Genomic DNA, 13,533 nt, shown 5'->3' on the forward strand with positions numbered 1-13,533 from the left:
TGGGCGGCCCGCCGCCACAGGCGGACGGCACGATGCTCGAAATCAATACCCTGTCGAAACGCTACGGCGAGACGGTGGCCCTTGCCGGCGCCAGTATCGCGTTCCGCGCCGGCACGATCCACACGATTCTCGGCGAGAACGGCTCTGGCAAGAGCACGCTGGTGAAATTGCTGTCCGGCATCGTCCAGCCGGATGGCGGCACGATGCTGCTGGACGGGAAGCCGTTTTCGGGGCGGAGGCCTGCGGATTTCCAGGCCGCGGGCTTTGCCACCGTGTTCCAGGAGGTGCTGATCGCGCCGGACAGGAGCGTGGAGGACAATATCCTGCTTGGGCTCGACGGGCTCGTGCATCGCAAGATCCCGCGCGACCGGCGGCGGCAGACGGCGGCAGATGCGCTGGCCCGCTTTGCCGTCACGCCGGTACCGCTCGATGTCAAAGCCGGCGCTCTGCCGCTTGCGGCACAACAGTTGATCGTGCTGGCGCGCGCGGTCGTCCGCCGTCCGCGTGTTCTCATTCTCGACGAAGTGACGGCTGCGCTCGATTATGCCGACCGCGAGTCCGTCTTTTCCCTGATGCGCCAGCTGGCAGCGGAAGGCTCGCTGCTTCTCTTCATCACCCACCGCATGGATGAGGTGATGAGCCTTTCCGACAGGATCTCCATCCTGCGCAGCGGCAAGGTCGTGACGACCGAGGAGCGCGGGCTCTCGACGCCTGCGGAGCTGCTGAAAGGCATGGCGCCACAAACGGCTGCGGAGTTGCTGCATGTCTGATCCCGCACGCCTTCATGCCCGTGACCTCGTCATCCGGCGCGGCGCGACCCCGACTGTCGAAGAGATCCGCTCCGGCGAGATCGTCGGGCTTGCCGGCCTCGACGGACATGGGCAGGAGCGCTTTCTCGAAACGCTTGCCGGCCTGCAGAAACCGCTCGCCGGAGCCGTGTCTCTGGAACGGGGCGGCTCCGAGACGCGGATCACGGATTTCCGTAAGGCCGTCGCCGCCCATGTCGCTTATCTCCCGCGCGACCGGCGGGCGACAGGCATCTTCCCCACCCAGTCCGTCCTCGACAACTTCGCCATTTCCACGGTGTCGGAGGATGCCCGCTTCGGCTTCATCAGCGCCGGCCAGCGCGCGCGGCGCTACGAGGTCTATCGCGACCGGCTGTCCATCGCCGCACCGCGGCCGGATGCGGCGATCACCACGCTGTCGGGCGGCAACCAGCAGAAGGTGCTGCTGGCGCGTGCCCTGGCGTTGAAGCCGGATGTGCTGCTGCTCAACGACCCCACCCGCGGCGTCGATGTCGCCACCCGCCATGTGCTCTACGACGTCTTTCGCGATCTCGCGCGGGACGGCATGGCGCTGGTCGTTCTCTCCAGCGAGATCGAGGAGATCCTGCTCTTGTGCCACCGCGTTCTCGTTTTCCGCGATCATGATATCGTCGCCAACCTGCAGGGTCCTGCCATGACCACCGATGCCGTCATTGCCGCCATGTTCGGACGTGCGGCATGATGAAGGCGCTTCTGCGAACACTGCACGGACTTTGGCGCGATACGGGCTTTGCGCTCGTGCTCCTCGTCATACTGCTCCTCGTCAACCTCATCCTCAACCCGGCACGCTTTCACCCGGCAGCCTGGGGCTCGCTCATCGGGCTTGCAGCACCGCTCATCGGCGCGGCGGTGGCCTCTGCGCCTGTCATTCTCGGGGGACGCGGCGGTATCGATATCTCGGTCGGGCCGCTGATGGGCTTCGTCAATGCGATCGTCATCCAGCTTCTGTTTCTGAAAGCCGGCATCTCGTCGCCGTTTGTCATCATTCCCGCAGCCCTGCTGATCGGCGCTGCCATCGGCGCCATCAACGGGGCGCTGACGACACTGGTGCGAATCCAGCCGATCGTGGCGACGCTCGGGACCTATCTCGTCCTCACCGGTGTGACGCTGACCATCCTGCCCGCGCCGATCGGGCCGGCGCCGGGCTGGCTGAAGGCGCTGGCAGGCCCCTGGTCGGCCCTACCGCTGATCGCGCTCTTCGCCGCCTGGTGGACCATCCGCCGGCTGCCCTATTACGACCAGTTGATGGCGATCGGCAGCGACGACCGCGCGGCCTATACAGCCGGCGTCGATGTCACCCGCGTCCGCTTCATCGCCTATGTCATCACGGGCGTGTTCGCCGCCGTCGCGGGACTGATGTTGACGGCCCTGATCGGCTCGGCCGACCCGAATATCGGGCAGGCCTATACGCTGATCTCGATTGCGGCCGTCGCGCTTGGCGGCGTTAGCCTTGCCGGCGGTCGAGGCGGGCTCATCGGCGCCTCTATCGGCGCGATCGATATCTTCCTGCTGCAAAGCGTGCTCACCGCCTTCAACGTTTCCACCTACGTTCTGCAAATCGCCTATGGCGCCATTCTCGTTGCCGCCGTCATTCTGACGGCCGTGCAGGAGCGGGCGGCCCGCGGCCGGGAGGTCTGACATGGCTGCCATCGAAACAGGTCGCACCGAACAGGCAAGGCCCGGCCTCGCCCTGCGCATCCGCTCGGGCCTCGCCGGCACGAACGGCCGAATCCTTATGGCGTTCCTCATCGCGGGCGTGCTGCATCTGGTCGGCACGCTCGTCATTCCGGGCTATTCCTCGCCGTTCGCCATCCGCGCTCTGCTGGTCATCGCAGCTCTCCTTGCCGTTGCCTCCATCGGGCAGACGCTCGTCGTCATCCTCGGCGGGATCGATCTGTCCATCCCCTTCATCATCGGCTTTGCCAATGTGGTTGCCGCGCAACTCTATGGCGACAAGTGGAATTTCGCGCTCGTCTGCCTGTTCGTCATCGTGGTCGCGATGCTCATCGGCGCGCTGAACGGCTACATCTCGCGGCGGCTCGACATCCATCCGCTGATCGTCACCCTGGGGATCGGCATGATCGTGCAGGGGTCCGTCCTGCTCTGGACGAAGGGGTTCCCGTCCGGGTCAGCGCCGCCCTACGTTTCCGCCTTCGTTTCCATCGGCGGCTCCGCGGGCCCGCTGCCCTTTCCCTGGGTGGTGCCGGCACTCGCGGTGCTTGCAACGCTCATCGTGCTCGTTCTCGCCCGCACACCCTATGGCCGGCGGCTTTATGCGCTCGGCAGCAATCCCGGCGCTGCCACCCTCGCGCTGATCGACCCCGTGCGCATGTGGATGCTGACCTTCTCGCTCAGCGCCATGTTTGCCGCCGTCACGGGCATCCTGCTTCTCGGTTTCACCGGTTCGGCCTATGGCGATGTCGGCCAGCCCTACCTGTTCCAGACGATTGCCGCGGTCGTGGTCGGTGGCGCGGCGCTGGTCGGCGGACGCGGCAGCTATCTCGGCACGATCGCCGGCGTGCTGGTTCTCACCGAGATCAACACGCTGCTGATCGGCCTTGGCTTCCAGCCCGCCGCCGTTCAGGCGTCGCTCGGCGCCGTCATTATCCTGCTCGTCTCGATCTATGGCCGGGAGCGGCATGTCAGCATGACGATCTGAGGCGATCCCTCAGGTTCCAATGGGAAGATCGAGGCTCCAGAGCTTCAGCGCATTACCGGCCAGCAGCGCATGGCGCTCGGTGTCGCTGCTGCCTGCGAGCAGCGCATGCGTGGCCGCGACCCAGGTCGAGAGGCTGCCGGCGAGCGTGCAGACGGGCCAGTCGCTGCCCCACACCACCCTGTCCCATCCAAATTGCAGGATGGCGGTTTCCGCATAGGGGCGGATCGTGTCCACGCTCCAGCTGTCGGGATCGGTATAGGCGACGAGCCCGGACATCTTGCAGACGACATTCGGCCGGCGTGCGACATCCTTCAGTTCGTCCCGCCAGAGCGAGATGTCGCCCGCCTTGATATCGGGAACGCCGCAATGGTCGAGGATGAAGGTCACATCGGGTGCGAGGTCGGCAAGTGCCGCCGCGTGGCCCAGCTGGCGCGGCAGCACGCAGAGATCGAAGGTGAGGCCGGTGCCCCCGATACGCTTGATGTTGTCGCGAAAGACCGCGCTTTCCGACAGCGCGTCCGGCATGACGTGGAGGACACGACGAAAACCCTTGACCAGTGGGTTCTCGCGCTGACGCTCCAGCATGGCGGGGAAGCTCTCGTCTTCCGGCCGGCAGGCGGAAATGGCACCGACGACAAGGCTCTCGGGGAGCGCTGCTAGCTGCCCCACATGCTGCGTTTCTGCCTCGATCTCCTCGGCCGCGACATCGACCTCCATATGCAGGCTTGCGGCAATGCCGCAGCGCAGGGCCTCCTGGCGATAGGTCTCGTAGAGGTAATCCCGGTCGAGCGCCGGAACCGTGGACAGCCATGGGTAGGTGAGGGCTGTCCTGTCGATCAGGTGAAGATGGGTGTCGATAATCATAGAGGCTCCTCCCGCGTCATGCGCCGGCCGGAACACTCTCACAGGGGAGCAGAGGTTTCAAATAAGAATGTGTCTGCTTGGGGCCGTAAGGCACCTCACGTCTCCACTGGCACCTCGTGCTGGACGTCCGAGCCGGCGAGAAGCGAAAGCTGCTCGGCGGTCTTCTGCAGAAGAGAGATCGTCGTTGAGATATCGGGCGCCGACGGTGCGTTGACGAGGCTGATATACGGCACGGTGAGCGCCGCAATGCCGCGACGGTCCGGGCCGAGAATGGGGGCCGAGAGGTTGAACACGCCGGCCGTCTGGGCGCTCGCCATCATCTCGTAGCCGCGCGCGCGGATCTCGTCGAGGCGCGCGTAGAACTCCGGCGTCAGCTCGATGTCCTTCCGGCTCTTGACGTGTTCCGAGATCATCATCTCCCGCTCCTCGGGCGGGCGGAAGGCGAGGAGGACGTGGCCGGAGCCGGTGTCGAACAGGCTGATATGCGAGCCGACGCGGATGGAAATGCCCCAGTAATCCGGTGCTTCCTGCTGCGCGATGACGACGGCGGAGCCGCGGTCGAACACGGCAAGCTGGTTGGCCTGCCGCGTCCGCTGCGCAAGGTCGCGCATCAGCGGCGTCGCATAGGCCGCCAGACGGCGTGTCGGCGCGTGCAGCTGCGCGAGGCCGAAGAGCTTGAGCGTCAGCGAATAACGGTCGCCATCGATGCGGGTGATGTAGCCGCGCCGCACGAGGCGGTCGAGCATCCGGTAGAACTCGTTCGGGCTGCGATTGAGCTTCTTAGAAATCTCCGCCTGCGTCAGCCCGCCATCCACACCGGCCAAAAGCTCCAGAATATCGAGCCCCTTGTCCAGCGCCGGTGCGCGGTAGCGATCGTCTTCTCCGTCCGACATGCGGAATCCCCTGTGAATACGCATTTCCATATACGAAGAACGATGGACCGACAAAGCAAAGTTGTCGCTTGACGATGCCTGAAAATGTTGTTTGTATATGAATGAGTTTCTCGCAGATGAGAGACCGTGCTCCCGAGGAGGAGTGCACTCGGAGGAGGGAATCTGATGAACAAGCTGCTGTGTGGCGCCGTATCCGGCGTCGTGGCATTCGTTCTGGCGCACGGCACAGCCGGTGCGGCCGAACTGATGGGCAAATTCGATGGCGTCACGATCGACGCCAAGCTGATCGGTGGTCAGCAATACGAGCCGCTCTATGCGCGGATCGCGGAATGGGAGAAGGCGACGGGGGCCAAGGTCAACGTGCTCTCCAAGAAGAACCATTTCGAGCTCGACAAGGAGATCAAGTCCGACATCGCCTCGGGATCGATTTCCTGGTGCGTCGGCTCGAACCATTCGTCCTTCGCCCCGCAATATCCTGATCTCTATGTCGATCTGAACACGCTGGTGCCGAAGGAGATCGTCGGCGAATATGTCGACACCGTCATCAAGGCGTCCACCATCGACAACAAGCTGGTGATGCTGCCGCGCGCGCAGTTCGACGTGTCGGCGCTTTATTACCAGAAGAGCCTCTATACGGATGACGCCAAGAAGGCGGCGTTCAAGGAGAAGTATGGCTACGATCTCGCGCCGCCGGATACGTGGAGCCAAGTATCGGACCAGGCAAAGTTCTTCGCCGCGCCCCCGAATTTCTACGGCACGCAGTTTGCCGGCAAGGAAGAGGCGATCAACGGCCGCTTCTACGAAATGCTGATCGCCGAAGGCGGCGCCTATCTGGATGAAGAGGGCAAGCCTGCCTTCAATTCCGACGCCGGTGTCCGGGCGCTTGATTGGTTCGTCGATCTCTACAAGTCGAAGGCCGTTCCCGCCGGCACGACCAACTATCTCTGGGACGAACTCGGTGCGGGCTTTGCCTCGGGCACCGTCGCACTCAACTTGGACTGGCCGGGATGGGCGACCTATTTCAACGACCCGAAGTCTTCCAAGGTCGCCGGCAATGTCGGCGTCACCGTGGCCCCCAAGGGCTCCTCCGGCAAGCGCACGGGCTGGTCTGGCCATCATGGCTTCTCCATCACGGAAGCCTGCGCCAGCAAGGAAGCTGCGGCGTCGCTCGTCTGGTTCCTGACCAACGAGGACTCGCAGAAGCTTGAGGCCGCAAACGGCACCCTGCCGACCCGCACCGCCGTGTGGGAATGGGACATCGAGCAGGCCGCTTCCGACCCCTACAAAAAAGAGGTGCTGAGCACCTTCCAGGAAACGGCGAAGGGCGCCTTCGCCGTACCGCAGACGCCGGAATGGATCGAAATTTCGAACACGGTCTATCCCGAGCTTCAGGCCGCCATCCTCGGCGACAAGACGTCGAAGGAAGCGCTGGACGCCGCCGCCGAAAAGGCGACGACCATCCTCAAGGATGCCGGCGCGCTCTGACGCCATCTCCGTTTTCGCCCGCAGCTCAGGCTGCGGGCGAAGCCCGGCGGCGCCGTTCGTCGCCATTTCATACCGTCTTCGGGCTCATACGGCCTTCGGGGGCCCCCGTTCTCGATCGGCCAAGCGCATCTGTCGCCGGCCGTCAGGTGCCACAGCATGTTTCGAAAAATCTCAACACCGGTTCTCCTGCTGCTGCCGGCCTTCGTCGTGCTCGCGGCCGTCGTGCTGCTGCCGCTGCTTCTGTCGCTTTATTCGAGCTTCACGCCGTTTCGACTGACACGCCCGGCCACGCTCTGGGTCTGGGCCGGCTTTCGCAATTATGAGCGCATCCTGTCGGACGGGGTGTTCTGGGCGGCATTCGTGCGCACGATCGTCCTGCTCACCATCGCGCTCAATCTGGAAATGCTGCTTGGCCTCGGCCTGGCGCTGCTCGTCAACAAGGCGACGCGGGGCAAGCGCATACTGCGCACGATCATGATGTTTCCGATGATGTTTTCCCCGGTGCTGGTCGGCTTCCAATTCAAGTTCATGTTCAACGACAATGTCGGCCTCGTAAACAATGCGTTGCAGTCGCTCGGCCTGACGGATCAGGCGATCCCGTGGCTGATCGATGGCAACCTCGCGCTGTTCGCCATCGTCGTTGCCGAAGTCTGGTCCTCCACCTCCGTCTTCGCCATCCTCATTCTCGCAGGGCTTCTCGCCATGCCGCAGGAGCCGGTGGAAGCGGCGAAGGTCGATGGCTGCACGGCCTGGCAGACCTTCCGTTACGTCACGCTGCCCTTCGTCATGCCGTTCGCCTACATCGCCATGACCATTCGCTCGCTCGACATTGCGCGCGCCTACGACATCGTCAAGATCATGACGGATGGCGGACCGGCGCGACGCACCGAGCTGATCTGGACGCTTGTCGGCCGCACCGCTTATTCGGATGCGCAGATGGGCCTTGCCAACGCCATGGCCTACGTCTCGATCCTCCTGTCGATCCTGTTCACCGTCTATTTCTTCCGGAAGCTTGCTGCGGCCCGGACCCAGATCGGAGCGGAGTGGTAAGATGGACCGTAACTCCAAACAGCGCCTCAAGCGCCGCGTTCTGCACGTCGCCTATCTGATCGGGCTCTTCCTCGCGATGCTCGTCATCTGCCTGCCGGGTCTCTGGATCGTGCTCAGTTCGCTGCGGCCGACGGTCGAGATCATGGCGAAACCGCCGGTGTGGATCCCGCAGGAAATCACGCTCGATGCGTATCGTGCCATGTTCGGTGGCGTGGGGCAGGGCGGCATTCCGATCTGGGACTATTTCCGCAACTCGCTCATCGTGTCGATCACCTCCACCGTCATCGCGCTCGCCATCGGCATGTCCGGCGGCTACGCCTTCGCGCGCTTCCGCTTTCGCGGCAAGTCCGGCACGTTTCTCGGCCTGATGCTGACCCGCTCGGTCCCCGGCATCGCCCTGTCGCTGCCGCTCTTCATCGTCTATTCCCGCGTCGGCATCATCGACACACACTTCGGGCTCATCCTCACCTATGTCGCGCTGAATGTACCGTTCACGATCTGGCTGATCGACGGGTTCTTCCGGCAGGTGCCGCGCGATCTGGCGGAAGCGGCCCAGATCGACGGCTGCACGCGGTGGCAGGCCTTCTGGCAGGTGGAGTTTCCGCTCGCCGGCCCCGGCATCGCCTCCGCCGGCATCTTCTCGTTTCTCACCTGCTGGAACGAATACGCGCTCGCCTCGCAGCTGACGCGGTCGGTCAATTCCAAGACGCTTCCCGTGGGATTGCTCGATTACACCTCCGAATTCACCATCGACTGGCGCGGCATGTGTGCGCTGGCGGTGATCATGATCCTCCCGGCGCTGGCTCTGACCTTCGCCATTCAAAAGCACCTTGTGTCAGGTCTGACATTCGGCGCTGTCAAAGGCTGATTGCATGGCTCAGGTCTCTCTCAAGAAACTGGTCAAATCCTACGGCGCCCTGCAGGTCGTCCACGGCATCGATCTCGATGTTGCGGACGGCGAGTTCGTCGCGCTCGTCGGCCCCTCCGGCTGCGGCAAGTCGACGACGCTGCGCATGATCGCGGGCCTCGAAAGCGTGTCGGACGGTGCTGTCGAGATCGGGGGCATCGTCGTCAACGACCTGCCGCCGCGCGACCGCAACATCTCGATGGTGTTCCAGTCCTATGCGCTCTACCCGCATATGACGGTGCGCGAGAACATGGGCTTTTCGCTCAAGATCGCCAAGCAGCCGCAGAGCGAGATCGACCGGCAGGTCAACGAGGCCGCTGCGATTCTCGGTCTGGACGCGCTGATGGAGCGGCGGCCGGCACAGCTTTCCGGTGGCCAGCGTCAGCGCGTCGCCATGGGTCGCGCCATCGTCCGGCATCCCGAAGTCTTCCTGTTCGACGAGCCGCTTTCCAACCTCGACGCCAAGCTGCGCACGCAGATGCGCACCGAAATCAAGAAGCTGCATGCCAAGGTACAGTCCACCGTCATCTATGTGACGCACGATCAGGTGGAGGCGATGACGCTCGCCGACCGGATCGTCATCATGCGCGACGGCTACATCGAGCAGGTCGGGACGCCCGACGAAGTGTTCAAGCGACCGGCCAGCCGCTTCGTCGCCGGCTTCATCGGCTCGCCGCCGATGAACATGGAGGAGGCGCGTGTCGCGTCCGGCCAGCTCGTCTTCGCAAACGGTGATAGCCTTCCGCTTCCGCGCCAGTTTGCGGACCGGGTGACGGAGGGCGAAAAGGTGGTCTTCGGCCTGCGCCCGGACGATATTTTCCCGAGCGGTCATGGCCTGAGTTCCGGAAGCGACGGCACTGTCCATGAGGTGACCCTGCCGGTCTCGATCACCGAGCCGCTCGGCAACGAAACGCTCGTCTTCGTGGAGTTCGCGGGACGCGAATGGGTGTCGCGCATGCTCAATCCCCGGACGCTCAAATCCGGCGAACGGATCGCCATGAGCTTCGATTTCTCGCAGGCGCATATGTTCTCGGCCGAGACCGGGCGCAGCCTGGCCGCAGCCCGGGAGATCTGACATGGCCCGGATCGAGCGGATCGAACTGCGCATGGTGGACCTGAAGCCGAAGGTGAAGCGGACGGATGCGATCCAGAGCTTTGTCAGCCAGGAAACACCCATCGTCACCATCACCGACAGCGATGGCGCGACCGGCACCGGCTATTCCTACACGATCGGCACCGGTGGCTCCTCCGTCATGCGGCTGCTGGCCGATCATCTTGCACCGGTTCTCATCGGCGAGGACGCGGACCGGATCGAGGCGATCTGGCACAAACTCGAATTCCACACCCACGCCACCACCATCGGCGCCATCAGCGCGCTGGCGCTGGCAGCGATCGATACCGCGCTTTGGGATCTGCGCGCGCGCAAGCAGAACCTGCCCCTCTGGAAGCTTGCCGGCGGCGCACGCGAAAGCTGCCCACTCTACACCACCGAAGGCGGCTGGCTGCATATCGAGGCTGGCGCGCTCGTGGACGATGCGCTGCAGGCGAAGGAAAAGGGCTTTGCCGGCTCGAAGGTGAAGATCGGCAAGCCGCATGGTTCCGAGGACGTCGCCCGCCTTTCGGCAATGCGCAAGGCACTTGGCGATGGCTTCGAGATCATGACGGACTGCAATCAGGGCTTTACGGTAGATGAAGCCATACGGCGTGCCGAGCGGCTCAGGGAGCTCGACCTTGCCTGGATCGAGGAACCGCTGCCGGCCGACGATCTCGACGGGCATATCCGCCTGACGCGCTCGACGGCGACGCCGATCGCGGTCGGCGAATCCATCTATTCCATCCGCCATTTCCGCGAATATATGCAGAAGGGCGCCTGCTCGATCGTGCAGGTGGATGTCGCCCGCATCGGTGGCATCACGCCGTGGCTGAAGGTCGCGCATGCCGCCGAGGCCTTCGACATCCCGGTCTGCCCGCACTTCCTGATGGAGCTGCATGTCAGCCTCGTCTGCGCCGTGCCGAACGGGCGCTATGTCGAGTACATCCCGCAGCTCGACGACCTGACGACCAAGGGCATGGAGATCCGTGACGGCCGAGCGATGGCGCCAAGCGAGCCGGGCCTCGGCATCGCCTGGGACTGGGAGGCGGTCAAGGCGCAGAGCGTTTCCGAGTTCACGCGCGATATCACGGCGCAATAGGAGGTCGCGATGCAACGGATGGGAATGGTCATCGGCCTGCAGCCGGACAAGGTCGCGGAATACAAGGCGCTGCATGCGGCGGTGTGGCCGGAGATCCTGGCGTTGATCTCGGCGTGCAATATTACTGAGTATACGATCTTCCTCAAGGAGCCGGAGAACCTGCTGTTCGGGACCTGGACCTATATCGGCAACGATTTCGCGGCGGATATGGCGAAGATGGCGGCCGACCCGCGCAATGGGGAATGGTGGGCCGTGTGCATGCCCTGCCAGAAGCCGCTCGAGACGCGGAAAGAAGGTGAGTGGTGGGCCATGATGGAGGAGGTTTTCCATCATGACTGAAACCCGCTTGACTGGCACTCGCGAAGGCAACGCGCATTTCGATCCCGCGAGCCTGCAACAATGGTGGCCGAAGCCGAGCCGCCCGCGTCCGATCGTCATCTTCGGTGCCGGCAGCATCGTCAGCGACGCGCATTTTCCCGCCTATAGGAAGGCCGGTTTTCCGGTTGCCGGGCTTTACGATCCGGACTTGGAAAAGGCGCGTGAGACGGCCGCCCGCTGGGGTGTGGAAGCCTACGCCTCCGTTGAAGACGCCGCTGCGGTCGAAGGCGCAATCTTCGATCTGGCGACGCCGCCCGCGGCGCATGCGCGCATTCTTTCGGCAATTCCGGAAGGTTCTTACGCCCTGATCCAGAAGCCGATGGGTGCGGATCTCGATGCGGCGACCGAGATCCTCGACCTTTGCCGGAAGCGCAAGCTTCATGCTGCCGTGAACTTCCAGCTTCGCTTCGCGCCGATGATGCTGGCGCTCAAGGATGCCATCCGGCGCGGGCTGCTCGGCGATGTCGTCGATTTCGATGCCCATCTGGCGCTGGCGACGCCCTGGGGACTATGGCCCTTCCTCAAAGGGCTGCCGCGCATCGAGATCGCGATGCACTCGATCCACTATCTCGATCTGGTCCGCAGTCTGCTGGGCGATCCCCAAGGCGTCCATGCGAAGACCATTGGACACCCCAACCACGATGTCGCGCAGACACGAACGAGCGCGATCCTCGACTATGGCGACAGCGTGCGTTGCGCGCTGTCGATCAATCACGACCATGATTTCGGGCGAAAATTCCAGGCCTGCGAATTTCGCATCTGCGGCACCAAAGGGGCGGCCACCGTGAAGCTCGGGGTCAATCTCGACTATCCCGAGGGTGAGCCGGACGAGCTCTGGATCCACCCCGAAGGCGGCGATGGCTGGGTCGAGATCCCGCTCGAAGGCACATGGTTTCCCGACGCCTTCATCGGCCGGATGGCAAACCTCCAACGCTTCGCGAGTGGCGAGGACGAGACGCTCGTCGGTGCCGTGGACGACGCCTGGCGGACCATGGCCCTGGTCGAAGCTGCCTATCAATCCAGCGCGCAGCCCGCGACGCCTGTGCGCGCGCTGCCGGAGACATGATGAGATGATCGAGCAGACGCTCTATTTCGAAGACTACGACCTCGGTCACCAGCGGCTGACGACGGGGCGAACGATGACGGAGACGGATTTCGTCGTCCATTCAGGTCATACGGGCGATTTCTTTCCGCACCACATGGACAGCGAATTTGCAAAGACCTTGCCCGGCGGGCAGCGGATTGCGCACGGCACCATGATCTTCTCGATCGGCATCGGAATGACCGCATCGCTCATCAATCCTGTCGCCTTTTCCTACGGTTACGATAGGTTGAGATTCGTGCGCCCGGTTCATATCGGCGATACGATCAGGACGCGGGTGACGATCTCCGCCAAGGAGGATGATCCCAAGCGCGCGGACAGGGGCCGGGTGATCGAGCGGTGCGAGGTGCTGAACCAGCGTGACGAGGTCGTGCTGGCGGCAGACCACATTCTGCTCGTCGAACGAAAACAGAAGTGAGGACGGAACCATGACGACGACAATGACGGGCAAGACGGTGCTGATCACCGCGGCGGCCCAGGGGATCGGGCGCGCAACGGCGCTCGCCTTCGCCAAGGCGGGTGCCACCGTGCACGCAACCGACATCAACCTCGACATTCTCTCCGAGATCGCAGGCGAACCCGGTATCCTGACGCACAAGCTCGATGTTCTCGACGCCGCCGCCGTGACGGCGCTGGTCGAGGAGGTCGGCGCGGTGGATGTCCTCTTCAATTGCGCCGGCGTCGTCCACTCCGGCTCGATCCTTGAGATGGCCGACAAGGACCTGGAATTCGCCTTCGACCTCAACGTCAAGGCGATGATCCGCACCATTCGCGCGGTGCTGCCCGGTATGATCGCGCGCAAGGACGGCGCCATCATCAACATGGCCTCCGTCGCTTCCAGCATCAAGGGCGTGCCGAACCGCTTCGCCTATGGCACGACCAAGGCTGCCGTCATCGGCCTCACCAAGGCGGTCGCGGCCGATTACGTTGCTGCCGGCATCCGATGCAACGCGATTTGCCCCGGCACGGTCGAGAGCCCCTCGCTCGAAGGGCGCATGCGCGCCCAGGGCGACTACGAGACGGCGCGCGCCGCCTTCATCGCCCGCCAGCCGATGGGCCGGCTTGGAACGGCGGAAGAAATCGCCGATCTCGCCGTCCATCTTGCCGGCGCCACCTACACCACGGGCCAAGCCTATGCCATCGACGGTGGCTGGTCGATCTGATCGGCTGCTCGCCTCT

At 63.9% G+C, this 13,533-nt stretch carries 15 protein-coding genes; 13 read left to right on the forward strand and 2 right to left on the reverse strand.

Annotation, left to right across the window (positions count from 1 at the left end):
• Positions 1 to 32 precede the first annotated feature (32 nt).
• The 4 genes from G8E10_RS16360 to G8E10_RS16375 are packed head-to-tail and all read left to right on the forward strand — an operon-like array spanning position 33 to position 3,483.
• Positions 33 to 770 carry an ATP-binding cassette domain-containing protein gene (locus G8E10_RS16360; protein ID WP_110801474.1) on the forward strand — a complete coding sequence of 246 codons (738 nt, stop codon included), beginning with the start codon at positions 33 to 35 and terminating at the stop codon, positions 768 to 770.
• Entirely contained in the window at positions 763 to 1,506 is a 744-nt protein-coding gene (locus G8E10_RS16365; protein ID WP_167129995.1) for an ATP-binding cassette domain-containing protein, read from the forward strand. Before G8E10_RS16360 ends, G8E10_RS16365 begins: the two co-directional genes overlap by 8 nt.
• Positions 1,506 to 2,462, forward strand: coding sequence for an ABC transporter permease (locus tag G8E10_RS16370; protein ID WP_110801473.1), 957 nt, complete (start codon positions 1,506 to 1,508; stop codon positions 2,460 to 2,462). Before G8E10_RS16365 ends, G8E10_RS16370 begins: the two co-directional genes overlap by 1 nt.
• A gap of 1 nt (position 2,463) precedes the next feature.
• Complete coding sequence (locus G8E10_RS16375; protein WP_165910690.1) at positions 2,464 to 3,483, forward strand: ABC transporter permease; 1,020 nt, start codon at positions 2,464 to 2,466, stop codon at positions 3,481 to 3,483.
• 9 nt (positions 3,484 to 3,492) lie between these two features.
• On the opposite strand, the gene G8E10_RS16380 is transcribed toward G8E10_RS16375, so the two are convergent.
• The gene (locus G8E10_RS16380) at positions 3,493 to 4,347 is read right to left on the reverse strand and encodes an amidohydrolase family protein (RefSeq protein ID WP_110801341.1); all 855 of its coding nucleotides are present in this window, start codon (positions 4,345 to 4,347) and stop codon (positions 3,493 to 3,495) included.
• 95 nt (positions 4,348 to 4,442) lie between these two features.
• Positions 4,443 to 5,240: an IclR family transcriptional regulator gene (locus G8E10_RS16385; RefSeq protein ID WP_110801340.1), complete on the reverse strand. Its 798-nt coding sequence runs from the start codon at positions 5,238 to 5,240 to the stop codon at positions 4,443 to 4,445.
• A gap of 246 nt (positions 5,241 to 5,486) precedes the next feature.
• Between G8E10_RS16385 and G8E10_RS16390 the strand changes: the two genes are divergently transcribed.
• The 9 genes from G8E10_RS16390 to G8E10_RS16430 all read left to right on the forward strand — a co-directional run bounded on the left by G8E10_RS16390 (position 5,487) and on the right by G8E10_RS16430 (position 13,517).
• Positions 5,487 to 6,725, forward strand: a complete 1,239-nt coding sequence (locus G8E10_RS16390) for an ABC transporter substrate-binding protein (RefSeq protein ID WP_245420125.1) — start codon at positions 5,487 to 5,489, stop codon at positions 6,723 to 6,725.
• A gap of 156 nt (positions 6,726 to 6,881) precedes the next feature.
• The gene (locus G8E10_RS16395; protein WP_110801338.1) at positions 6,882 to 7,775 is read left to right on the forward strand and encodes a carbohydrate ABC transporter permease; all 894 of its coding nucleotides are present in this window, start codon (positions 6,882 to 6,884) and stop codon (positions 7,773 to 7,775) included.
• 1 nt (position 7,776) lies between these two features.
• Positions 7,777 to 8,643, forward strand: a complete 867-nt coding sequence (locus tag G8E10_RS16400) for a carbohydrate ABC transporter permease (RefSeq protein ID WP_110734992.1) — start codon at positions 7,777 to 7,779, stop codon at positions 8,641 to 8,643.
• Between the two features lie 4 nt (positions 8,644 to 8,647).
• Entirely contained in the window at positions 8,648 to 9,757 is a 1,110-nt protein-coding gene (locus G8E10_RS16405) for an ABC transporter ATP-binding protein (RefSeq protein ID WP_110801337.1), read from the forward strand.
• Between the two features lies 1 nt (position 9,758).
• A complete protein-coding gene (locus G8E10_RS16410) occupies positions 9,759 to 10,874 on the forward strand; it encodes a mandelate racemase/muconate lactonizing enzyme family protein (RefSeq protein WP_110801336.1) in 1,116 nt (371 codons plus the stop codon).
• Positions 10,875 to 10,883: 9 nt separating this feature from the next.
• A complete protein-coding gene (locus G8E10_RS16415; protein WP_110801335.1) occupies positions 10,884 to 11,213 on the forward strand; it encodes an L-rhamnose mutarotase in 330 nt (109 codons plus the stop codon).
• Positions 11,206 to 12,318 (forward strand): Gfo/Idh/MocA family protein, encoded by a 1,113-nt coding sequence (locus G8E10_RS16420; RefSeq protein ID WP_110801334.1) that lies wholly within the window; start codon positions 11,206 to 11,208, stop codon positions 12,316 to 12,318. Before G8E10_RS16415 ends, G8E10_RS16420 begins: the two co-directional genes overlap by 8 nt.
• Positions 12,319 to 12,322: 4 nt before the next feature.
• Positions 12,323 to 12,772: a MaoC/PaaZ C-terminal domain-containing protein gene (locus G8E10_RS16425; RefSeq protein WP_110801333.1), complete on the forward strand. Its 450-nt coding sequence runs from the start codon at positions 12,323 to 12,325 to the stop codon at positions 12,770 to 12,772.
• 10 nt (positions 12,773 to 12,782) lie between these two features.
• Positions 12,783 to 13,517 (forward strand): SDR family oxidoreductase, encoded by a 735-nt coding sequence (locus G8E10_RS16430; RefSeq protein WP_110801332.1) that lies wholly within the window; start codon positions 12,783 to 12,785, stop codon positions 13,515 to 13,517.
• Positions 13,518 to 13,533 lie beyond the last annotated feature (16 nt).

The organism is Ferranicluibacter rubi, assembly GCF_011603255.1.
In the GTDB taxonomy this organism is placed as follows: Bacteria; Pseudomonadota; Alphaproteobacteria; order Rhizobiales; family Rhizobiaceae; genus Ferranicluibacter; species Ferranicluibacter rubi.